This window comes from Sphingopyxis sp. C-1 (genome assembly GCF_001047015.1).
Taxonomy (GTDB): domain Bacteria; phylum Pseudomonadota; class Alphaproteobacteria; order Sphingomonadales; family Sphingomonadaceae; genus Sphingopyxis.
Map to the genome: position 1 here is coordinate 603,159 of NZ_BBRO01000001.1, position 21,059 is coordinate 624,217.

Here is a 21,059-nt window from a genome sequence, read left to right on the forward strand (position 1 = left end):
TGCGTGCGGGCGGCTACATCTCGATCGTGATGCGCACCTTCGACGGGGTCGTGCCCGCGGCGTGGGCGATTTCGGTGCGCATGCGGGCAACGAGGTCGGAGAGATGATCGCCGCCGGGCGTGCTGTCGCGGCTCAGCAGCTCGGTCGGCGAGGTGCCAAGAAGGTCGGCGAGCGCCTCTAGCCGTGCGAGCCTGGGGCGCGAGCGGCCCTGCTCCCAATAGCAGATCGAGGTGACGGTAACGCCAAGGCGGCCGGCGACGTCGGTCTTGCTATATCCCCGAGCCTGACGCAGCCGCGAGAGGCGGTCGCCGAGCAACTCATAGGGAGTGCTGTTATCCGGGTGAGCATGGATCACAGAACGTGCAACCTTTCCGACTTCTGGAAGCAACATTTACCAAAGTTAAGGGCGGTTCGCTTTCAACATTTCACCCATCGGCCGCGGTGAAAATGCTTAGGGTTAATGGCCGCTGCGAGAGTGAGCGCGCACGGATTGCGGGCAGGCGGGCACTTGCCTATCGTGCCGTCGCAGGAGGCCGCGATGACCGGAACGGACAGAGAGGCAAGGGCGCGGATGCGGATCGAGGACATCGTCGTGCATTGCGCGCTCAACGACGGCACGGCGGTGCGCCTGCGCACGATCACTCCCGACGATGCGCCGCTGATTCGTGAAGGGATCGCCAAGCTGTCGGCGGAATCGCGCTATCTGCGCTTTTTCTCGCCCGCGCCGGTGCTGCCCGACGCGGTGGTGCAGAAACTCGCCGACGTCGACGGGCACGACCATATCGCGTGGGGCGCGATCTGTATCGAATGTCCCGGCCGGCCGCCGATCGGCGCCGTGCACGCGGTGCGCCACCGGCATGACGGGCCGGTCGGGGAATTTTCCGTCGCGGTGCTCGACGAATTTCACGGGCTGGGACTGGCGCGGATGATGACTGCGGCGCTGCTCGTCCATTGCCATGTCGAGGGGTTGGACGTGCTTGACGTGCATATGCTGTCCGAAAATGCGGCAGCGCGGCGGTTGGTCAAATCGCTGGGTGCGGTGTGGGCGGGCGAGTCGGCGGGGGTCGCCGAGTATAAGCTCGATGTTGCGGCAGGGATCGCTTCGTTGCGTGCCGATAGTGATGCGCCGGGCGTGCAGGATGTGCTGCGCGCGGTAGCGGCCGACGGGCTGGGCCAGGCGGACTAGTCCCTCCCGCCGCCTTGGGTCGCTGGGGGCGGCGGGAGGGTGGTTCGTGGAGACTGTCGCTAAAAGCGCCGTTCCCGTCCCGAATTCCGCATTAACCCTGATCGCCGGGCGGCGCGGTGATCGTAATCACAGGGGCGCAAAATATTGCGCGCACGATAAAGGGCGCCGGAAACGACCGGCGCCCTTCACCCTGCCCTTTAGGGGAGGCAGCCCTTACTTCTTGGCGGGGTCGGCCGGCGGTGTGGCGCCGGTTTCCGACGGAGCGATCTCGCCCTTGTCGTCCATTGCATTGGCCTTTTCTTCGCCGGCTGCTTCGACGGCGTCGGCCTTCGCTTCGGTTGCTTCCTTTGCCGGGCCTTCCGGCATGGCATCGGCCTGTTCGTCGATCACGTCGGCCTTGGCTTCGGCCTGATCCTCGACCTTGTCGGCGGCGGGGCTCTGGCAGGCGCCGAGCGCGAGGGCCGAAGTGGCGGCGAGGGTGATGAACATCTTACGCATATCGAGTGACTCCCAAAGTTGACTCGGGGGCTTAACGCGGGATGAACGTCAGGGTTGCAATGAAATCGTCATGGCACTGAAATCGCGCCGTTTTTCTTTTTTTACCAAGGCGATCTGCGTCAGGCAGGCGGCTTGACCTTGACCCAGACCTGCACCGTCGCGGCGAACTTGCCGGGCGCGGGCGGGGTGACGTCGATCCGCTCGGCGGTCACGAGTTCGCCAGTCGCTAGATTGAAGCTGGCCCAGGGTTTGGGCATTCGGCCAAAGCTCATCTTCTGGATCGGCTGGCCGGTGGCGGTGTTCATGATCGTTGCGGTGATACCCATGGGGCGCCGGTAGCGGCCGCAGGACATGCCTGTCCAGCCGGTACCCAAAAAAAGAGGGCGCCTGAAGCGCCCTCTCTCGTGCCTGGTCCGGTCTCGCGGCCTTAGAAGCGCTGTTGGCGTTCATACAGGTCGCGGTAGTGCTGGATGCGCGTGACGCGCAGTCCGGGCATGCCGCTGCGGTCGATCGACCGCTGCCATCCGGCAAATTCCTCGAGGGTCAGCCCATAGCGTTCGCACGCTTCGTCGACGGACAGGAGCCCGCCGTTGACGGCCGCTACGACCTCTGCCTTGCGGCGAACGACCCAGCGGGTCGTCGACGGGGGAGGCAACGAGTCCAACGTCAGCGGTTCCCCGAGGGGGCCGATAACCTGTGCGGGCCGGATTTTCTGATTCTCGATCATAGTCATTCCATATTTGAAACGTCGGAGGGGGGTGTGTCCGACGCGTTCGGCTCTAAAACAGAGGGATTCAACATCGGCTGAAATCCTCTGGTAAACAGGCTGTTCATAGTTTCGGGCAGGGCGTTCACATCGTCGGACAAATCGAGGAAGCGAACGATACGCGGCGCTTTTTGTTCCGTTGAAGAGCGCGTTCCGCAGAATGTATCGCGCAACGCGTTAAGCTTCGCATTGTGGCGCTCGCGGTGCGCCAACTCCCGCAACTGTCGCACGGTCGGCAACGCAGCCTGACGCGCGCTGGACACAGCCAGCAAGATGTCGAAGCCGGGCTTCGACAGTCTGGCCGCACCTGCAATGCGTGGAAGATCGGACGGTACGAGGTTCATGCGACTCGTCTACGCGATAGGAGCTAAGGTCCAGTAAATGGCTGTTTCAGAACCCGTTAGCGAAGCTTAACCGGCGTCAATATCTTGACAGCTACGGCGGAAAAGCTGGCATTTTTGCATTCGCATCCCTAGATGGCACCGATCATGATCGACACGATTTCCTCTCCTGCCGCGCTCGCCGGGGCCGACTTTCAGCTCGCCGAGCCCATGAAGGACCGGCGAATCGTCGTCGCAATGTCGGGCGGCGTCGATTCGAGTGTGGTCGCCGCGCTCGCCGCGCGATCGGGCGCCGAGGTCATCGGCGTGACGCTCCAGCTCTATGATCATGGTGCCAAGGCGAAGCGCGTCGGTGCCTGCTGCGCGGGGCAGGATATCCGGGACGCGCGCGCGGTCGCCGACCGGCTGGGCTTCGCGCATCATGTCTATGACCATGAAAGCCGATTCCGCGATACGGTTATTGACCAGTTCGCCGACGAATATCTGGCGGGGCGTACGCCGATTCCCTGCGTGCGCTGCAACATGGGGGTGAAGTTCACCGATCTGTTCCGTCTCGCGAAGGAACTCGGCGCTGACTGTCTGGCGACGGGCCATTATGTGCGCCGTGTGATGGGGCCTACAGGTGCCGAACTGCACCGCGCGGTCGATCCGGCGCGCGACCAAAGCTATTTTCTCTTCGCGACGACGCAGGACCAACTCGACTTCCTGCGCTTTCCCTTGGGAGGGCTCGAAAAGAGCGTTGTGCGCGAGATCGCCCGCGACCTCGGGCTTGGTGTCGCGGGCAAGCCTGACAGTCAGGATATCTGCTTCGTTCCCGATGGCGATTATGCGACGCTGGTGAAGAAGCTGCGGCCCGAAGCCGACGATCGGGGCGACATCGTCCATATCGACGGCACGGTACTCGGCACGCACAAGGGCTTGATTCATTATACCGTCGGACAGCGACGGGGGATCGAGATCGGCGGACAGGCCGAGCCATTATATGTGGTGCGCCTGGAGGCCGATACGAAAACGGTGGTCGTCGGGCCGCGGCGCGCACTCGCGGTTTCGGGGGCACGGCTGGGTGAAGCGAACTGGCTCGCAGCGATCGAAGGGCGCGATGTGCTTGCGAAGGTAAGGAGCATGGCAAAGCCCGTTCCCGCACGCGTGGCGGGTGACCGGTTGGTCTTTGCTGCACCCGAATATGGTGTTGCGTCAGGACAAGCGGCGGTGCTGTACGATATCGCCGATAACTCGCGCGTGCTTGGCGGTGGCTGGATCGAAGCGACGTTCGCTGCGGACTTTAGCCCGGAATAGATTGCACTTTTTGCCCCGATGCCGCAGCCTGCCGGCAAACAGGGAGAAGAGTGATGGTCAATTGGGTCTTGCGCGGCGCCGTTCTGCTGTGGGCGCTGTTCTTTGTCATCGTCGGCGCACGCGGGCTGTTCGACCCTGCGAGCTATAGCGAGACCTTCGGCATATTGGTTGAGGGGCCCGCGACCAATACGATCCGCGCCGACTTGTCCGCCTTTTTCCTCGTCGCCGCCGGAGCGGCCGCCGTCGGCGCGCTGGTGCCGGGCTGGCTGCGCGCACTGCTGGTACCCGCCGCGCTTTACGGGACCGCGCTTGCGGGCAGGCTGTTCGGCGTCGCGAGTGGCGATCAGGTGAATTCGGGGATCGTGCAGGCGATGATCATCGAAGCGCTGACGGTGCTGTTGATGATTGGCAGCTGGTGGGTGCTGTCGCGACCGGTGGCAAGCGAGCCGGTTGCGAATGATATGGCACATTAAAGCCGCAACGGCTGCATTCGGGCGGGGGTCATCTTATCCATCCTCGTCACCCCGGACGTGATCCGGGGGGGGCCGCTATTTGCGTGGAGGCCCAGATCCTCGAAAAAGCGGGATCCCGGATCAAGCCCGGGATGACGAAAGTGGAGTGGGGCTGAGGCGGCCCCCACCCATGAACACAGGCTGCCACAATCGGCGGATTTCCGGCGTTGCTTGTGTTTTTAACCAATTTGTGAGTTACTGCGCCCCGGGTCGCTTCTGTTTTCCTTTGTGGTGGGGAGGAAGCGTATGGCAAGCGATGACGATAAAAGGGCAAGTCCAGAGCGGCGGTCGGGAGATCGCCGAACAACCGACGACCCGAATTATAATGGACCGGATCGTCGCAAGGGCGACCGGCGGACGGGCAAGGACCGCCGTTCCGATTGAGCGCCGCGGCGCGCGCCGGCAGGAGAAGAGTTTTGACCGAACCGCGCGTGCCGCGCCTCAGTGTCGACATCGTGTCCGACGTGATGTGCCCTTGGTGCATCATCGGCTGGCTGAAATTCCGGAATGTGATGGATCATTTTGCGGGGCGGCTCGATTTTCGAGTTCAGTGGCATCCGTTCGAGCTGAACCCGGACATGCCGCCCGAAGGCGAGGATGCCTCCGCGCATGTCATGCGCAAATATGGCATCAGCGCCGAGCAGAGCCGCGCGAACAGCGGCAAGATGGCCGGGGTTGCCGCCGACTTGGGCTTCACTTTCAATCGCGGGCCGGGTTTTCGGATGCGCAATAGTTTCGACGCGCATCGTCTGCTGACTTGGGCGGGGGCACTCGAGGAGCCTGAACAGGATGGTGCGACGGGCGTGCAAACCGCATTGAAGCTAGCGTTATTCGCCGCGCACTTCACGGACAATCGCGACGTTAGCGACCATGCGGTGCTGGCCGATGTCGCGGCGTCGGTGGGGCTGGACCCCGCGCGTGCGGCCGCGATCCTTGCATCGGGCGAGTTCGGCGAGATGGTGCGCACCGAGGAAGCCTATTGGGCCGACCAGAATATCACCGGCGTGCCGGCCTTCATTCTGGGCGGGCGAATGCTGATTCCCGGCGCCCAAGACCCCGATGTTTTTATCCGCGTGATCGAGACGAAGATATTGGCGGCCGCCGCCTGAGGAACCCCGCGGCGCGGCGGCGCGTTTTCAGGCCTCCCCCGTCAAGGAGCAGGTCATGGCTGACGATCCCCACAAACCCGCGGCAGATGCCCCGGAGGCACGCAACCGCGAGCAGGACGACGAAGAAGCGCAGGCGCAGAGCGTTGCGGAAGCGGCGCGGCGCGAAGCCCGCTTGCAGGATAGCGAGAAGAAACGCAGCGGCGACGAGAGCGACGACGCGCAGGACCTGGTCGACCATATGCGGCAGATGGAGCGGTCGGGCGTGATCGATATGGATGCCTATCGCGGCGAGCGCAGCGACGACGACGAAGATGATGAGCTTGGTCCCGGCGGGATCGACGATGACGAGCCGCGTGGCGCGCCCTGATTGTCGGCGCATCGTCGCGCGCGACCGGACGAGCGTCCGCTCGGTGCTGATCGATGAGGGGCTGGCGCGGCCTTGGGAGGCAAGGCGGCGCCCCTGATGTTAATCGTTCGGGATGGCGTCTCCGACCTCTTCGGCCGCCGCCTCGGCTGCGTCTGCTGCTTCCTCGATCGTGCCGTCGTCTGCTGGAAGGAGTTCGATCGAGCCCTTCAGCGGCGCGTTCGGCCCGGCGAGTTGGCGGTCGATGTCGGCGGCGATCAGCTGCGCGACCGGATCGTCGGCAAGCGCGCCGAGTTCGTCGCGCCGTGCCGCCAGCGCGGCGACGCGGTCTTCTTCGGGCAGCCGTGCCACTTCGATATAGAAGCGAACCGCCTGCAGCCACGGTGCGTCGTCGGTCAGCACATCTTCGGCCCAACGGCTGAATGCGCCGCCGGCGGGATGCCACATGCCGTCCTGCCGATCGAGAAAGAAGAGTATGCGCGATCCGCGCGGGAAGACATAACGGACGCAGGCGCCGGCCAGGCTTTGCGGATGCGCGTCCCTGAGGTCGTAGGGATTGCTGAGCTGGACGTCCGCGTCGGTGGCGATCATCGCGGGAAGGGCGATCGGCGCGCTTGGCATGGCGCCCTTGAGCGCAGCGACGGGTTCGACCTCGATCATTTGTTCTTCGGTGCTGTCGGGCGCGAAATCGCCGTCGGTGACGGTGCCGAGCAGGATGAGATCGGCATCCTCGACCAGTTCGAGGTTGGTCGGGACGCTGTAGCCCGGCGCGACCGAACAGGCGAGGGCGGGGAGCGGCGCGGCAAGAAGCGCGACGGCGGCGAACAGGGAGAGGGGGCGCATGGCCGAAAGGTAGCGATGCGGACGCTGATTGGGAAGCGGGCGCGACTTTGGGTCACCCTATCTTGGTATATGGAGCCGACTCGATTTCCATGCGTATGATGGCACGGCTCCCCCCTCCGGAGCGACAAGGAGACTGACCATGGCAGAGCATGACCATAGCGCGATCAAGGAAGGCCTGAATGTCGTAGGCGCCGACGGCGTCCACATCGGTACCGTCGATCATCTCGACGGCGAGCGTATCAAGCTGACCAAAGCTGACAGCGGCGACGGCAAGCATCATTATCTGCCCGCCGGACTGGTCGCGGCGGTCGAGGGCGACACTGTGCGCCTGTCGGCAAACGCCGCGAACGCGGTCGACCTGTTCGAAGAGGCCGAATAGCCTTCCCGAACAACAGAGGGCCGGCGCCGCAATCGGGCGCGCCGGCACCGAAACTGGCCCGTCCCCTTCCCCTGGGGCGGGCCATTTTCATATGCGCCCATTTTCATATGCGCGGCGCCGTCCCCGAAAAACGAAAGGGAGCCGGCATCCCGGCTCCCTCCCCGATCGCGCTCGCGATGCGGTGTCTTGAGGCCCAAGGCGGGGAGCCGAGTGCACCCGGCTCCCCCCAGCGCGGCCACGTCCCTCTTGCAAGGGGTCGCCGCGGCTTGTTCCTATTCCTTTCCGTCCATCAGCGCGATTCGATCGCTGCTGTGGTGCGCGCCTGAATTTCGGCGGTGGACAATTTGGTGACGAGGCCATGGGTCGCGCCCACCGCGCCATGATAAATCTGGGCGATCGGCACATTATAGAGCTTGCCGGCGCGCACCACGACCGCGGTGTCGCCCTCGACGCTCTGTACCGTGCCAAGGCTGTTGCCGCCGGTGTCGTAAAGCTCGGCGCCCGCGCGCACCTGTTCGCGCGTCGCAAGGGTGAGGTTCGCGGCGTCGACCGCCTTACCCACCGCGCCATCGACTTTGCCGACGGTATTGCCGACGGGATTGGTTACGCCATCGACCGGGTCCTGAACCGCGCCGCCTTTCAACCCGACCTTGCCGACCAGATTAACGTTGGCGCTGCCGTCGGGCGCGAGCTGGGCGAACGCGGGGAAAGCGATGAGAGCGGGTGCGACCGTCAGAAGGGCGAATGCCTTGCGCATGTCTGTCTCCGTCTTGGGACCGGTGGTCCGGCATCGGCGTCCGCCCCGCGGGGGGGGGTAGGGGCGGCGCCGATGCCTTCGACGCAAGAAACCTGTGCAATGTCCGATTGTTGCATCGCGGCGGGCGGGTTGCGACGGACCGTCGCGGGCGCGCGGCGAGCGGTTAATGCGGCTGTTGGCGCGACGGTTTTCCGGGCGGCCCGGCGATCAATTTGTTGAGCGTGGCAAGGCGCTGGCGCGCTGCGGTCCAGTCGCGCTCGGGATGCGCCTGAATTTGTTCAAGGAGGACGCGAACCTCCTTGCGGCGGTCGCCTTCGGTTACGGCCTGCATTGGCTTTCTCCTTTCGCGGGCCAGTATAGCAGCGATCGGGCGAGCGCGGCACCGGCTTGCCGCGCCCGGGGCCCGGTTAATCCTTTCCGGGAGCGGCAATCGCCCCGGGTGCGTCGGGATCGATGGCGCCGCGGCAGTCGGTCGCCTTGTCGAAGCCCAGCACATAAAGCTCGTCAGCCTCGCGCAGGCTGACGACATTGTTGCCGCGAAAACCGACCAGCCATGTGTGGTGGGCCGTTTCATAATGCGGGTCGGGGTTATAGACCGGCATCAGCATGCCGTCGGTACCGGCATAACGTTCTAGCTCCCAGCGTTCGCGTTCGACCCGCGCCACATAAAGGGCGACGGTTTCCTCGTTGCGATCGTCGATCCGGCGGAGCGCGATCAAGCGCATCGGCGCCTTGTCGGGCTTGCCATTATGGGTGCGCAGCCCCGCGAGCAGCGCATCCCATTCGTTCGGCTGCACCCGGCCCAGCGCATCGGTCGTCACCTGCATGCCGGATAGCAGCCTGGTGAATTCACCGCGATCGGCGGCCGCGAGCCGGTCGAACAGGCCCGCGACGATGCCGCATGTGCGTGCAGGCTTGTGGGGAGGAATGGCGGCCAGCGACGTCGATGCGGCGGGCGACGCGAGCCCGGCGAAAGCGAGCGCGGCGAGCGCCGCGGCGACGGTGCGATGACGCGACATCATATGGCGACCCTCCTCGGTTCTGGGTGCGCGCGGCGCTGTGGCGTGTCAAGCGGCGGCGATGTAGGAAAGGGGCGCTCGGTCCCATTTCATGCCGGCGCACCATGATGGGCGCGGCACGCGGCGACTTGCACGCATGACGCCGCGCGTCAGGTGCTATCGTTGCGCTCCTCGCGTTGGCGGCGTTCGCGCTCGCGCTGGCGCTCGATTTTTCGGTCGTACCTATTGTGGCGCAGATAGAATATGCCGGCGACCAGCGCCGCGAGGAGCAGGGCGAGCAGGGCGTAGGCGACCAGGGTTCTGGGTTCGATGTCATCGGCTCCGGGGAGGGGCGGACTTGCCCCTGGTCAGTACGGATGCCGGACGGGAAGGTTGCGCCCGCCGAAACCACGGACTGGCGCGGCGCGGCCGCGATGCCTATCTGGGCGGCGATGACTGATATGGACCGGAAGATGGTGGTGGTGGCCCGGCTGCGCGCGGCGCCGCTGGTGGGATGGCAGTTTGCCTGCGCGGTGCTGCTCGGCGTGCTCGCGGTGCGGCTCGATTGGGCCGGCGATCCGATCGATGCGCTGCGGGCCATGATATTCGGGCAGCCGCTGCTGCTGCTTGCCATCGCGGCGGTGCTGGCGGTGTGGGCCTATATCATCGGCATGTGGCGGCGGCGCGGCGATTATCTGCGCCATGACGGGGTGACGCTCTATCGCGGCGGCAGCGCCCAGTGGCCGCTCGCGCTGGTCCGCGATGTGGTGGTGGCGCGCGGCAATCTGGGGCTGGAGTCGCTGCGGCTGGTCGTCGACGACGACAGCGAGGTCACGCGCGAGCTGGTGAAGCTCTATATGCTGGAAGGCCCGCCCGAGGTGGTGCGCGACGGTGTGATGTTCGCGGTGGCGCGGGCGGGCGGCCGGTTGGAGGCGGTTACGGTGCATTGAGGGGGCGGGGTCGTTCCGGCGGCGCCAAAGTTCAGTAAAGTTCAGCCTCATCGTCAAGGGTGTGGGTATCGGGTGCCGGCATCGCTCGCGACACCGGGACCGCTTCGGCCGGGCCGTCGCGATACCAGTGCGGCAACTCGCCCTCCCCCAGATCGGCCACCTCCAGCGCCACGGCGAGATCCTCGGGCGCCATCAGGGCGGCAGGCGCGGCGGGCGGTTCGGGGTGAAGATGGACCAGCGCTTCGGCGACCGGGGGCGCGGTGGGGGCGGCTTGGCCGGCGGCGTTGCTGCGGAAACAATCGGGGCCATAGGCGCGCAGCAGGAACATCAGCAAGCGGTCGCTCTGGCGCAGTCGGCGGCCGACGCGGTTGCCTTCGCGGTTGAACACCGGCTCGTCGGTGCCGACCAGCGCGCGTTCAAAGGCGGCGTCGAGCAATTTCTTTGACGCCGCATCGATCGCCGCGCCCCAAGCGCGATCGAACGCCTCCGCCCCCGGCGCGCGGCGCAGGCGATAGGCGGAGGATTCGGACATATTGACGGCGCGCGCGGCACAGGCGACCGAGCCGCAGTCGGCCAGCGCCTCGATAAAGGCGCGCTGCTTGTCGGGCGACCAGCCATCGTGGCGGCGCTTTTTCAGCACCGGGATCCAGTCGTAAACGGCGGGGTCGTGGCCGTGCGCGTCGAGCGCGGGGGCGGCGGCCGTGGGGGTAGGGGTGGGGGTCTGGGCGGGGATGGCGCCGGGCGAGGGGATGGGGGCGATGTGGCTCATCTGCCAGTTTGGAGCATGGCGGGAGAATGTAGGACAGGGGTTTTTTGGGTGGGGTGTGCGAAATAGGATTTGGGGTGCAGACGTAAGAGGTTAGTCCTTCCCTCATCGTCATGCCGGACTTGATCCGGGATCCATGCTGCTCAGGGCAATTTGGGGTTCAGTAAGCTGTCACCGTAATTCCACTAAGATCTCCTCAATCTATGTATCGTATTGACTAAGCCTCGCTGAAATCGAGACGCCTGATCTGCGAATTGGTCATCGGTTAGCGACGCGTAGGAGCGAGCTTTCCACCATCGAACATCTCTGTCATTCGAATATTCCATACGCGGCATAACGACAATCATTGCATCGGAGCCAATGAAATCTTGATGAGTTAAAATGGAATTGCAAATGACGGTCGAGAGAAGTTGTTTTTGGTAAGGGCTAAGAGAAAGATCTGACCAACCTATGAGGAAATATGGGGTAAGTTTTCCATCTTCTATCGCGATGAATGAAGGCCTTATTCTTATCGGAAAGTCAGGGATATCGTCCCCAATATATATGTGTATATAGTCTGTAAATTCGTGGAGGTCCGGGATCGCATCAATTTGTCTTGTGGACAAAAATTCTTGGAATGCAGGAAGTATTTCTGACCCCATTGTCTGTATGTATGAAGATTTACTTCTTCTTATTTTCTCCATTTCTTCTTCGATCGTGGATTGGCGATATGCTAGGCGCGAGCATCGCGCATAGATTGAGTTCAATGATGGCAAATTTAGAAGATTGGCAATTTTCCAAATCGCCTCCTCCGTGTCATCAGATCTCGGGAAATTTATACTTGTCCAGTTAATCACTGATCGCGGCGAAAGAAGGCGATCAATTTTTTGCTGAATTATATCCATTTCGTAGGCGCCTCGGCGCTGATGTAAGGATTGTTGCAGGGGTTATTTCAAGTGTTGCGTTACCGCGATTTCCTTGATCTCTCGAATGCTCCCAGGCTCCGTCAACATCATGAGAAATATTTCTAAGGTCTGATCCGCTCTTAGAGCCAAATTTGTTCCAAATCTGTTCTAAAAGCTCTATCACTTCAAGGGGAAAATTATCCTCACAATCTGCAAGCTTACGAGTTTTGGGGTCGAATTTTTGAATGCGCTTTGAGACGGTTTCCGAGGCATTCCCCTTGTTGGGATGATAAATTTCTCGAAATACTGGGCCGTGTTGCCAAGCTTGAGGGCGAGCCTCTGTAAGGATGCGCCCCAAAAGTAAAATCGCCTGCTCATAAGTAAAATATACGAGCTTATTCAAAGACATGTTGGAAAGCGAGGTTTTCTTTTGGCCTGCCTTGTCGATGAACCAGTTAGCGATTGACCGTACATCATATGCGCTACGCATGAGCGAATAGGGTAGAAACCTTCCGCGGTCCCCACCTCTAAAGCTTGTCTGAGGAATGTCACTCAGGTCGATCTGATCGTCCGAGATTGAGGACGCAAAGTCCAGCTCTCGTTGAATATGTTCGGGAAGGGCCTTTTTATCCATTTTCGTAGTCGAGGCGCTCGATACGCGTCGCCTTCCTCGCGCTTATAATGCGGCCGGGTATGAAGGCATCGCTGGAATCCACGGGTTCGGTGTGTATCACAACTATGGTCAGATGCCCAACGACGCCGATCGTCCGATAGCGCTCTTCATGTTCATATGGATCGATAGTTGTTAGCGCTAGGGTGTCTGTAAACACTAAGGTTGCTGTCTCGAAAGAAAGACCGTGCTTGCCGAGATTAACGGCATTCTTGTTCTGATCCCAAGTCCAATATCCGTGGATTTCCATCGTGTCTCAGAAGAAGCCCCTATTCGTTGGGAGCTTCTAGCATAAATAGGCAATCTTTCGATACTTTCATCAAACCGAAAACCCGCCCGAGTTGCGCCGGTTCGAACTCGCCGCCAGCACCTTCTTGCCCGTCTGGGTCAGCGCCCATTTCGCGCCCTGTTTCACGACCAGGCCCAGCGCGACGAGTTCGTCGCGGATCGGGTCGGTGGGGAGTTGGGGGCGGCGGTTCGAGAGGCCTTCGAGGGTCGCGCGTTGCGGCTGGCTGAGGATTAGCAGTTTCTGTTTTTGCTTGTCGGTCATTTTGGCCTCTGACGTCTTGTTGGCCTGCGTTTGCTCGCGGGCTTGGCTCTTTGGTCGGTGGGCCCCGGCTTGCGCCGGGGTTCGCAAATAGGGCTCCTCCCGTCTGGGGAGGGGCTGATGGCTTATTCGGCGGCGATGCCGGCCTTGGCGAACATGTCTTCGCCGTCGGCGTCGGCTTCGAGGGCGCCGGTGTCGTCGTTGGCTTTCGCCTTTTTGCGGTTGTCGAAGCTGGACCACACGGTGTTCCAGTCGCCGCGCGTCGCGCCCTTCGAATATTCCGTCGCGCGGGTTTCGAAGAAGTTGGCGTGCTCGACGCCGTTCAGCAGCGGGGCGAGCCAGGGGAGCGGGTGTTCGTCGATCATATAGATCGGCTGGAACCCAAGCTGCCCAAGGCGCCAGTCGGCGATGTAGCGGATGTAGCGCTTGATCTCCTTCGGCGTCATGCCGGGGACGGGGCCCTGTTCGAACGCGAGGTCGATGAACGCATCCTCGAGCCGCACCGTTTTCTGGCACGTGTCGATAATGTCTTCCTTCACCGCCTTGGTCAGGCAGTCGCGTTCCTTGGTAAAGGCGTGGAACAGCTTGATGATGCCTTCGCAGTGGAGGCTTTCGTCGCGGATCGACCAGCTGACGATCTGGCCCATGCCCTTCATCTTGTTGAAGCGCGGGAAGTTCATCAGCATCGCAAAGCTGGCGAAGAGCTGAAGCCCCTCGGTAAAGCCGCCGAACATCGCCAGCGTGCGGGCGATATCCTCGTCATTCTCGACGCCGAACTGCTGCATATAGTCGTGCTTGGCGCGCATCTCGTCATATTCGAGGAACATGCCATATTCGCTCTCGGGCATGCCGATGGTGTCGAGCAGGTGGCTGTACGCCGCAATATGCACCGTCTCCATGTTGCTGAACGCGGTCAGCATCATCTTGATCTCGGTCGGCTTGAACACGCGGCCATATTTGTCGTGGTAGCAATCCTGCACCTCGATATCGGCCTGGGTGAAGAAGCGGAAAATCTGCGTGAGCAGGTTGCGCTCATGATCGCTGATCTTTTGCGCCCAGTCGCGGCAATCCTCGCCCAGCGGCACTTCCTCGGGAACCCAGTGGATCTGCTGCTGGCGTTTCCAGAAATCATAGGCCCACGGATATTCGAAGGGCTTGTAGGTCTTGCGGGCTTCTAACAACGGCATAGCGGCTATCCTCGGGTCTGATCTTTTGTTGTGCTCCCCGGCGAAAGCCGGGGGCCCATTCTATGTTGCGTTACCGCGCGCTGGGCCCCGGCTTTCGCCGGGGTTCACGCGGCGGGAGCGTCACTGGCAGGCGAGGCACTCGTCGTAATCGGTGCTCTCGGCCGAGAGTTCGAACTTTGCGGCCTCGGGCGTGTTGTCGGCCTCGACCCCGCCCGCGAAGCCGGCGCGCTGCACCGATTTCGAGCGGAGATAATAGAGCGATTTGATGCCGAGTTCCCACGCGCGATAGTGGAGCATGAGCAGATCCCATTTCTCGACGTCGGCGGGGATGAACAGGTTCAGCGACTGCGCCTGATCGATATAGGGCGTGCGGTCGGCCGAGAGTTCGAGCAGCCAGCGCTGGTCGATCTCGAAGCTGGTCTTGTAGCAGTCCTTCTCGTCCTGCGTCAGGAAGTCGAGGTGCTGGACGCTGCCGCCGCGTTCGAGGATCGAGTTCCACACCGCGTCGCTGTTCTTCGCCTTGTCGACGAGGAGCGCCTCGAGGTGCGGGTTGCGGATCGAGAAGCTGCCCGAGAGCGTCTTGTGGGTGTAGATGTTCGCGGGGATCGGTTCGATGCACGCGCTGGTGCCGCCGCAGATGATGCTGATCGACGCGGTCGGCGCGATCGCCATCTTGCAGCTGAAACGTTCCATCACGCCCTGATCGGCGGCGTCGGGGCAGGGGCCGCGCTCGTTCGCGAGCAGCATCGACGCCTGATCGACCTGCGCGCGGATATGCTTGAAGACGCGCAGGTTCGACGATTTCGCCATCGCGCCCTCGAACGGCAGGCCGCGCGCCTGCAGGAAGCTGTGGAAGCCCATGACGCCAAGGCCGACCGAGCGTTCGCGGCTGGCGCTATATTTGGCGCGCGCCATTTCGGGCGGGGCGCGGTCGATATAGTCCTGAAGGACATTGTCGAGCATGCGCATCACGTCTTCGATGAAACGCTTGTCGCCGTTCCACTCGTCCCAGGTTTCGAGGTTGAGCGACGAGAGGCAGCAGACCGCGGTACGATCCTGACCCAGATGGTCGCGGCCGGTCGGCAGCGTGATTTCCGAGCAGAGGTTCGAGGTGGTGACCTTGAGCCCCAGGTCGCGATGATGCTTGGGCATCATGCGGTTCACCTGGTCGATGAAGATGATGTAGGGCTCGCCCGTTGCGAGGCGCGTTTCGACGAGCTTCTGGAACAGGCCGCGCGCGTCGACGGTGCCGCGGACGCTCTGGTCCTTCGGGCTGCGGAGGTTGAATTCGGCGCCGTCGCGGACGGCTTCCATGAACTCGTCGGTGATGAGGACGCCGTGGTGGAGGTTCAGCGCCTTGCGGTTGAAGTCGCCCGAGGGTTTGCGGACCTCCAGAAACTCCTCGATCTCGGGGTGCGAGATGTCGAGATAGCAGGCGGCCGAACCGCGGCGGAGCGAGCCCTGGCTGATCGCGAGGGTCAGGCTGTCCATCACGCGGACGAAGGGAATGATGCCGCTGGTCTTGCCGTTGAGGCCGACGGGTTCGCCGATGCCACGCACCGCGCCCCAATAGGTGCCGATGCCGCCGCCGCGGCTGGCGAGCCAGACATTCTCGTTCCACGTGCCGACGATCCCCTCAAGGCTGTCGTCGACCGAGTTCAGATAGCAGCTGATCGGCAGGCCGCGGCCGGTGCCGCCGTTCGAGAGGACGGGGGTCGCGGGCATGAACCACAGCTTCGAGATATAGTCGTACAGGCGCTGGGCGTGATCCTGATCGTCGGCATAGGCGTCGGCCACGCGCGCGAAGAGATCCTGATATGATTCGCCGGGCAGGAGATAGCGGTCCTCGAGCGTTTCCTTGCCGAAGTCGGTGAGCAGCGCGTCGCGGCTGCGATCGGTCACGATGTCGAATCGACGCGCGTGGACCTTGGGCTCGCTGCTGTCGTTGAGCTTGGCCGCGGGCGCCGCATCGGCAAGCGATTCGCCGGTCGATTCGGGCGCTGCCGGAGCGTCATTCTTTGCCAGTTCCATCGTCGCCACGTCGCTCGTCTCCACCCGTTCCGTTTCCCGAAAATCCATCTTACTCGCCCCCGATTTGAACGCGCACCCGGTGCGCTTTGTTCCTGTCTTGTTCGACTCAGGGCGAAGCCCCGATCCTAGCATCTAAACCTGTCCCGTGGGCACTTATTTTGGCCGCATGAAGGGTTTTCCCGTGTCCATATGGGATGGACGACGGAAATCCGCCACTTGCAGCCTGATACAATTTATTGGGGTGCCCCCGTGGTTGACCCACCACCTATAGTGCCACGTCGGCGCGACGATGCAAGACGGTAAATGACAGAACGGGGACTCAACTCGTCGATAATTTGATTCGTCTCGTCGACGCTGATGGACGTGCCGGGCGGTGAGGGCAAGGCATTCCGCGGCTTTGCGCGCGGATCGGTGCCGGCCGTCCGAAAGGGCAAATTTTTTTGCGGCCGCGAGCCCGGACAAGCGGGGCAGCGGGCATGCCGCTCGCGCCGCAGGAAATGCATCGATCGGGTCGTATTCAGCGCACGGTCGCGCGCGTGTTCCGGGCAAAGAAAAAGGGCCCCGGAAATGTCCGGGACCCTTTTTTATCTCGTTTCTGGCTTACGCTTCGCCGCCACCGTTACCGGTGCCGCCGCCGCCGAGAAATCTCCAGAACCAACCCATGTCAGATCTCCTGTTGGCACTGCCCACGACGAACAGTTAACGGAGCATATACCTTAATCGATATGGTAAATCGAGTCTTAACCAACATGATTACCGCCATTTTGGCAGTTATGCTGTGCGGTTCTGGGGGGAGGCGCTTAGCGTCGCGGTCAGTTCGGAAAACAGTTGAGGTTTTCCAAGATGATAGCCTTGACCGACATCGCAGCCGAGATTGGCGAGCAGCGTCACGGTTTCGGCATCTTCGATGCCTTCAGCGACCGCGACGGCCCCGAGACGGTGCGCAAGATCGATCGTCGATTTGACGACTTCGAGGTTCCGCTGCGAATCGCGCATGGTCATGACGAATCGCTTGTCGATCTTGATTTCGTCGGCTTCGATCTCGGTGAGATATTCGAGGTTTGACTGACCGGTACCATAATCGTCGATCGACAGGCGGATGCCGGTGCGGCGAAGCTGCGCGAGTGTATGGCGCGCCTGGCGGCTGTTTTCGATCTGCGCCGTTTCTGTGATTTCGACCGTCAATATTTCGGGCGGCAAATGGTGCGCGGTGAGCATCACGCGGATCGTGCCGACGAGGTCGCTGTGGTCGAGCAGGCTCGCCGACAGGTTAACCGACATGTTGATATGGATGCCGCGCTCGCGAAGCTGCGCCGCCGAACGGATCGCCTGATCCATCACGAACAGGGTGAGGCGATAGATGTCCTGGCTCTTTTCGGCCTGCACGATGAATTCGTCGGGCGGGATCGGGCCGCGCGTCGGATGCGTCCAGCGCGCGAGCGCCTCGACGCCGACGAGCCGGTTCGTCGCGATTTCAAATTGCGGCTGGAAGGCGACCCAGATGTCGCCGCCGGTGAGTGCGTCCTCGAGCTGCGAGTGGAAGCTGAGCTGCCAGCCGGCATCCTCTTTCTGACGCGACGTATATTTGGTCCACAGCGAGCGCGTGCGGATCGCGCGTTCGGCGGCGACGAGCGCGGCGGCGAGGCGCTGCGCGTTCGATCCCTCAAACTCGTCGTTGACCCCGAAGGCGATCGCGACGTCGACGCGCAATTCGCCAATCGTGAGCGGTGCGTTGAACAGCGCGGCAAGGCCCGCGAGCTGCCCCTCGATCTGGCTGTGCTGATAATAGGGGACGAGCCAGGCGAAGGTGCCGTCGAGATCGTGATGGAGCGTCGTGCCCTGCGACGCGAGCTGGAGGCGGCGCGTGACCTGTTCGACGAGCTTGCCGATCCCGTCGCCCGGGATGAAGGCGGCGAGATCTTCGAAATTGACGACCTTGGCGGCGACGACGGTGGCGCTGCCGAAAGCGGCCTGCGAGCGCAGCGCCTCGAAATTGGGCAGGCCCGAGACGGGGTTTTCGCGCTGTGCCGACGCGCGGCGGCGGGTACGCGAGACGTTTGCGCTAAGCGCGGCGATAAGGAAGCACGCAGCGCCGATCTGGGTCGAGACGAGCGAGAGGCCGAGGAATATCTTGGCAGCGATCAGCGCGGACGTCGTCACAAACGCCGCCCAAGCGAACCACCGGCCGCGCCGGACCGCGAGGGCGCCAAGCAGGATTGCAAAGGTGAGGGCAAGGCCCGGGAAAAATCCGATGTCGACGGGATTGCCACGCTTCAGCGCTTCGCCGGCGATCAGATGGATGTAAGCTCCCGGCAGTTTTTCGTGCCCGGGCAGGAAGTGCTGATCCGATGAGGAGGCGTTGGTGGGAGCAAAAATGACATATTTACCGGCGAGCTGCTGGCGCCCCACGCGGCCGTTCAACACGTCGATCGCGCTATATTCGGTGATGGTCGAGGTATCGTAGGAAAAATCGAGCAGGAACAGCCCGGGCTTGTCCAGCGGGCGATCCGCGAGCAACGCCGCGAAGCTCGGCAGATGGCGGCCGTCGGCGATGACCGCAAGGGGAACGCGCCAGACCTGCCAGAATTCATATTCCCAGCAGATGCAGGCCCGCACGGCCCGGTCGCCCATCGCCTGCGACGGCCAATAGCTGACTTTTACGTCGGATCCGGTCATTTTTGCAGCCGGCACGGCCAGAACGACCCGGTCGTCCATCCGGCGAACGGCGGCCGCGACCTTGGAATAGTCGGGATGCGTCAGGCGGCGATAATAGGAAAAGTCGATGAACAGGCGTTTCGCACCGGCGTCGTCGACGGCCCGGATGAGCCGCGCATGGTTCGCGACCGAGAATTCCTGATCCTGCAATGACTGCAGAGTCTTGTCGTCGACGCCGACGATGACGGTGTCGCCCGATACGGGGCGCCACGCGGCGCGCCCGATTGCGGCCTCGATCACGCGGTCCACCGGCTCACCGATCGCCGAAAAGCCGACGATCACGCTGAGCAGCAGCGAGAGCGCGATGGTTCGCCAGCTGATGATCAGACTTTTGACCGGGATGGGCACGCACGTCTCCAGCAATTGCCGGTCGCGTCTAGCTCCAGATGGTTATCATCGCGTTAATTATGAACAAAATCCTGCGTCCCGAGCCGGGGCGCGAGGCGCAGGATTCCAGAGGTTTCAGGCGATCGCCGGCAGCGGTTCGAGCGCGGCGTCGCCGGCCAGCGCCGAGGCCGCAAGACCCGTTGCCGTGGGGACGATCTGTTGCAGGTAAAAGCGTGTCGAGGCGATCTTGCCTTCAAGGAAGGCGCGGTCGCCGCTGCCCTCATCGAGTGCCGCGCGCGCCGCCTTGTGCTGGATCGCCATCAGCCAGCCGCAGGTCGCCGTGGCGAGCATGGTGAGATAGGGATAGCTGCCGGCAAGCCGGTCGCCGGTGTTGGCCCCGATCATCCAGTCGGTGACCGCGCGGCAGGCATCGACCAACTGCTGCAATTCGGGGAAATCGGCCGCACCCGCTGCGATATCGTCGATCAGGCCGCGGACGAGATCGCCGCCCGCCATGCCGAGCTTGCGTCCGACGAGATCGGCGGCCTGAATGCCGTTGGTGCCTTCATAGATCGGGGCGATGCGCGCGTCGCGATAATGCTGCGCGGCGCCGGTTTCCTCGATGAAGCCCATGCCGCCATGGACCTGCACGCCAAGGCTGGCGACCTCGCAGCCGATGTCGGTCGCATGCGCCTTTACCAGCGGGATCAGCACGTCGGCGCGCATCGCGGCGGCTTCGTCGCCGAGCTTGCCGAAATCGATCTGGGCTGCCGCGTAATAGGTGAGTGCGCGCGCTGCCTCTGTCTGGGCGCGCATCCGCCACAACATGCGGCGGACGTCGGGATGCTGGTCGATCGTGACGGGGGTGCGGTCGGGCGAGCCCGCGAGCGACGACTGGACGCGCTCGGCGGCGAAGCGCTGCGCCTGCTGCGTCGCGCGCTCGCCGATCTGGATGCCCTGACAACCGATCATCAGGCGGGCGTTGTTCATCATGACGAACATCGCGCGCATGCCGCCCATTTCGTCGCCGACGATCTCGCCGAGGCAGTCTTCGTCCTCGCCATAGACCATGACGGCGGTCGGCGAGCCATGGATGCCGAGCTTATGCTCGATCGACGCGCACTGGACGCCGTTCGAATGCGCGGGCTTGCCGTCGGCATCGAGGCGATATTTGGGGACGAGGAAAAGCGAAATGCCGCGCGTTCCCTCGGGCGCGCCGGGGGTGCGCGCAAGGACGAGGTGGACGATATTGTCGGTGAGGTCATGCTCGCCGAAGGTGATGAATATCTTCTGGCCCTTGATCTTGTAGAGGCCGGCATGCTCGCCCTCGGTGACCTTTTCGGCGGTCGAGCGCAGCGCGCCGACGTCGCTGCCCGCGGCAGGCTCCGTCAGGTTCATCGTGCCGTTCCACTCGCCGGTGATCAACTTCGGCAGCCAGGTCTGGCGCTGTTCCTCGGTGCCATAGGCCATCAGCGCGTGGATCGCGCCGGGGGTCAGGATGCTGCACAGCGAAAAGCCCATGTTCGCGCTGCCGAGTGCCTCGATCACCACCGTCGCGAGCGTGAAAGGCAGATCCTGTCCGCCATATTCGCCGGGGCCGTCGATGCTGCCCCAGCCCGCCTCGACGAACTGCTTATAGGCGTCCTTGAAGCCCGGGGGCATGGTGACTCTGCCGTCCTGCCACTTGGGATTGGTGGTGTCGCCGACGCGGTTGAGCGGGGCGTAGACCTCTGCGGCGAACTCGCCGATGCCGGTAACGATCGCCTCCACCATGTCGGGGGTCGCGGCGGCGAATTTGTCGTGCGCGGCCATCGCGTCGACACGCGCGATATGGTTGAGAACGAAAAGCTGTTCGGTGGTGGGCGGCGTGTAAGACATGAAGAGCCGACTTTCCTGGTGAATATCGTTGCGCGGGCGCTATAGCGCGGCATGG

Annotated in this window: 24 protein-coding genes; 7 read left to right on the forward strand and 17 right to left on the reverse strand. The window is 63.0% G+C overall.

Features of this window, described 5'->3' with window-relative positions; all coding sequences use genetic code 11:
* Positions 1–13: 13 nt before the first annotated feature.
* A complete protein-coding gene (locus tag SC1_RS02705) occupies positions 14–355 on the reverse strand; it encodes a helix-turn-helix domain-containing protein (RefSeq protein WP_193749086.1) in 342 nt (113 codons plus the stop codon).
* A gap of 183 nt (positions 356–538) precedes the next feature.
* Here SC1_RS02705 and SC1_RS02710 point away from each other — a divergent pair, with 183 nt between their 5' ends.
* Positions 539–1,186, forward strand: coding sequence for a GNAT family N-acetyltransferase (locus SC1_RS02710; protein ID WP_062183438.1), 648 nt, complete (start codon positions 539–541; stop codon positions 1,184–1,186).
* Positions 1,187–1,399: 213 nt separating this feature from the next.
* Here SC1_RS02710 and SC1_RS02715 read toward each other — a convergent pair whose 3' ends face one another.
* The 4 genes from SC1_RS02715 to SC1_RS02730 form a co-directional block, all read right to left on the reverse strand.
* Complete coding sequence (locus tag SC1_RS02715; protein ID WP_062177243.1) at positions 1,400–1,684, reverse strand: hypothetical protein; 285 nt, start codon at positions 1,682–1,684, stop codon at positions 1,400–1,402.
* A 119-nt stretch (positions 1,685–1,803) separates the two neighbouring features.
* Positions 1,804–2,010, reverse strand: a complete 207-nt coding sequence (locus SC1_RS02720; protein WP_083435639.1) for a hypothetical protein — start codon at positions 2,008–2,010, stop codon at positions 1,804–1,806.
* 101 nt (positions 2,011–2,111) lie between these two features.
* Entirely contained in the window at positions 2,112–2,411 is a 300-nt protein-coding gene (locus SC1_RS02725; protein ID WP_037518529.1) for a DUF1153 domain-containing protein, read from the reverse strand.
* A 2-nt stretch (positions 2,412–2,413) separates the two neighbouring features.
* Positions 2,414–2,794 carry a hypothetical protein gene (locus SC1_RS02730; protein ID WP_062177245.1) on the reverse strand — a complete coding sequence of 127 codons (381 nt, stop codon included), beginning with the start codon at positions 2,792–2,794 and terminating at the stop codon, positions 2,414–2,416.
* Positions 2,795–2,926: 132 nt separating this feature from the next.
* Between SC1_RS02730 and mnmA the strand changes: the two genes are divergently transcribed.
* The 4 genes from mnmA (at position 2,927) to SC1_RS02750 (ending at position 6,075) form a co-directional block, all read left to right on the forward strand.
* Positions 2,927–4,087, forward strand: a complete 1,161-nt coding sequence (gene mnmA, locus SC1_RS02735; protein WP_083435640.1) for a tRNA 2-thiouridine(34) synthase MnmA — start codon at positions 2,927–2,929, stop codon at positions 4,085–4,087.
* A gap of 53 nt (positions 4,088–4,140) precedes the next feature.
* On the forward strand, positions 4,141–4,560 hold the full coding sequence (locus SC1_RS02740) for a hypothetical protein (protein ID WP_062177248.1): 420 nt from the start codon (positions 4,141–4,143) through the stop codon (positions 4,558–4,560).
* Positions 4,561–5,015: 455 nt separating this feature from the next.
* A complete protein-coding gene (locus SC1_RS02745; RefSeq protein ID WP_083435641.1) occupies positions 5,016–5,708 on the forward strand; it encodes a DsbA family oxidoreductase in 693 nt (230 codons plus the stop codon).
* Between the two features lie 55 nt (positions 5,709–5,763).
* On the forward strand, positions 5,764–6,075 hold the full coding sequence (locus tag SC1_RS02750; RefSeq protein ID WP_062177251.1) for a hypothetical protein: 312 nt from the start codon (positions 5,764–5,766) through the stop codon (positions 6,073–6,075).
* 99 nt (positions 6,076–6,174) lie between these two features.
* Here the strand turns inward: SC1_RS02750 and SC1_RS02755 are convergent, their stop codons facing one another.
* Positions 6,175–6,915, reverse strand: coding sequence for a hypothetical protein (locus SC1_RS02755; RefSeq protein ID WP_062177254.1), 741 nt, complete (start codon positions 6,913–6,915; stop codon positions 6,175–6,177).
* A 139-nt stretch (positions 6,916–7,054) separates the two neighbouring features.
* On the opposite strand from SC1_RS02755, the gene SC1_RS02760 reads away from it, so the two are divergent.
* Positions 7,055–7,294: a DUF2171 domain-containing protein gene (locus tag SC1_RS02760; protein ID WP_056368769.1), complete on the forward strand. Its 240-nt coding sequence runs from the start codon at positions 7,055–7,057 to the stop codon at positions 7,292–7,294.
* A 289-nt stretch (positions 7,295–7,583) separates the two neighbouring features.
* Here the strand turns inward: SC1_RS02760 and SC1_RS02765 are convergent, their stop codons facing one another.
* The 3 genes from SC1_RS02765 to SC1_RS02770 form a co-directional block, all read right to left on the reverse strand.
* A complete protein-coding gene (locus SC1_RS02765; RefSeq protein WP_062177257.1) occupies positions 7,584–8,051 on the reverse strand; it encodes a hypothetical protein in 468 nt (155 codons plus the stop codon).
* Positions 8,052–8,214: 163 nt separating this feature from the next.
* Positions 8,215–8,382 (reverse strand): hypothetical protein, encoded by a 168-nt coding sequence (locus tag SC1_RS22050; RefSeq protein WP_193749087.1) that lies wholly within the window; start codon positions 8,380–8,382, stop codon positions 8,215–8,217.
* 76 nt (positions 8,383–8,458) lie between these two features.
* Complete coding sequence (locus SC1_RS02770) at positions 8,459–9,073, reverse strand: hypothetical protein (RefSeq protein ID WP_152682273.1); 615 nt, start codon at positions 9,071–9,073, stop codon at positions 8,459–8,461.
* A 173-nt stretch (positions 9,074–9,246) separates the two neighbouring features.
* Between SC1_RS02770 and SC1_RS02775 the strand changes: the two genes are divergently transcribed.
* Positions 9,247–9,999: a hypothetical protein gene (locus tag SC1_RS02775; RefSeq protein WP_062177262.1), complete on the forward strand. Its 753-nt coding sequence runs from the start codon at positions 9,247–9,249 to the stop codon at positions 9,997–9,999.
* A 31-nt stretch (positions 10,000–10,030) separates the two neighbouring features.
* Here the strand turns inward: SC1_RS02775 and SC1_RS02780 are convergent, their stop codons facing one another.
* From SC1_RS02780 to SC1_RS02815, 8 genes are all read right to left on the reverse strand, one after another.
* Positions 10,031–10,768, reverse strand: a complete 738-nt coding sequence (locus SC1_RS02780; protein WP_062177264.1) for a hypothetical protein — start codon at positions 10,766–10,768, stop codon at positions 10,031–10,033.
* Between the two features lie 855 nt (positions 10,769–11,623).
* The gene (locus tag SC1_RS21455) at positions 11,624–12,283 is read right to left on the reverse strand and encodes a Panacea domain-containing protein (RefSeq protein WP_083435642.1); all 660 of its coding nucleotides are present in this window, start codon (positions 12,281–12,283) and stop codon (positions 11,624–11,626) included.
* Entirely contained in the window at positions 12,276–12,569 is a 294-nt protein-coding gene (locus tag SC1_RS02790) for a BrnT family toxin (protein WP_062177270.1), read from the reverse strand. Before SC1_RS02790 ends, SC1_RS21455 begins: the two co-directional genes overlap by 8 nt.
* A 69-nt stretch (positions 12,570–12,638) precedes the next feature.
* Positions 12,639–12,869, reverse strand: a complete 231-nt coding sequence (locus SC1_RS02795) for a hypothetical protein (RefSeq protein ID WP_062177273.1) — start codon at positions 12,867–12,869, stop codon at positions 12,639–12,641.
* 122 nt (positions 12,870–12,991) lie between these two features.
* On the reverse strand, positions 12,992–14,053 hold the full coding sequence (locus SC1_RS02800) for a ribonucleotide-diphosphate reductase subunit beta (protein WP_062177276.1): 1,062 nt from the start codon (positions 14,051–14,053) through the stop codon (positions 12,992–12,994).
* A 120-nt stretch (positions 14,054–14,173) separates the two neighbouring features.
* On the reverse strand, positions 14,174–16,132 hold the full coding sequence (locus tag SC1_RS02805) for a ribonucleoside-diphosphate reductase subunit alpha (RefSeq protein ID WP_083435643.1): 1,959 nt from the start codon (positions 16,130–16,132) through the stop codon (positions 14,174–14,176).
* Between the two features lie 723 nt (positions 16,133–16,855).
* Positions 16,856–19,147, reverse strand: a complete 2,292-nt coding sequence (locus tag SC1_RS02810; protein WP_062177278.1) for an EAL domain-containing protein — start codon at positions 19,145–19,147, stop codon at positions 16,856–16,858.
* Between the two features lie 114 nt (positions 19,148–19,261).
* Positions 19,262–21,004, reverse strand: coding sequence for an acyl-CoA dehydrogenase (locus tag SC1_RS02815; protein WP_062177281.1), 1,743 nt, complete (start codon positions 21,002–21,004; stop codon positions 19,262–19,264).
* Positions 21,005–21,059 lie beyond the last annotated feature (55 nt).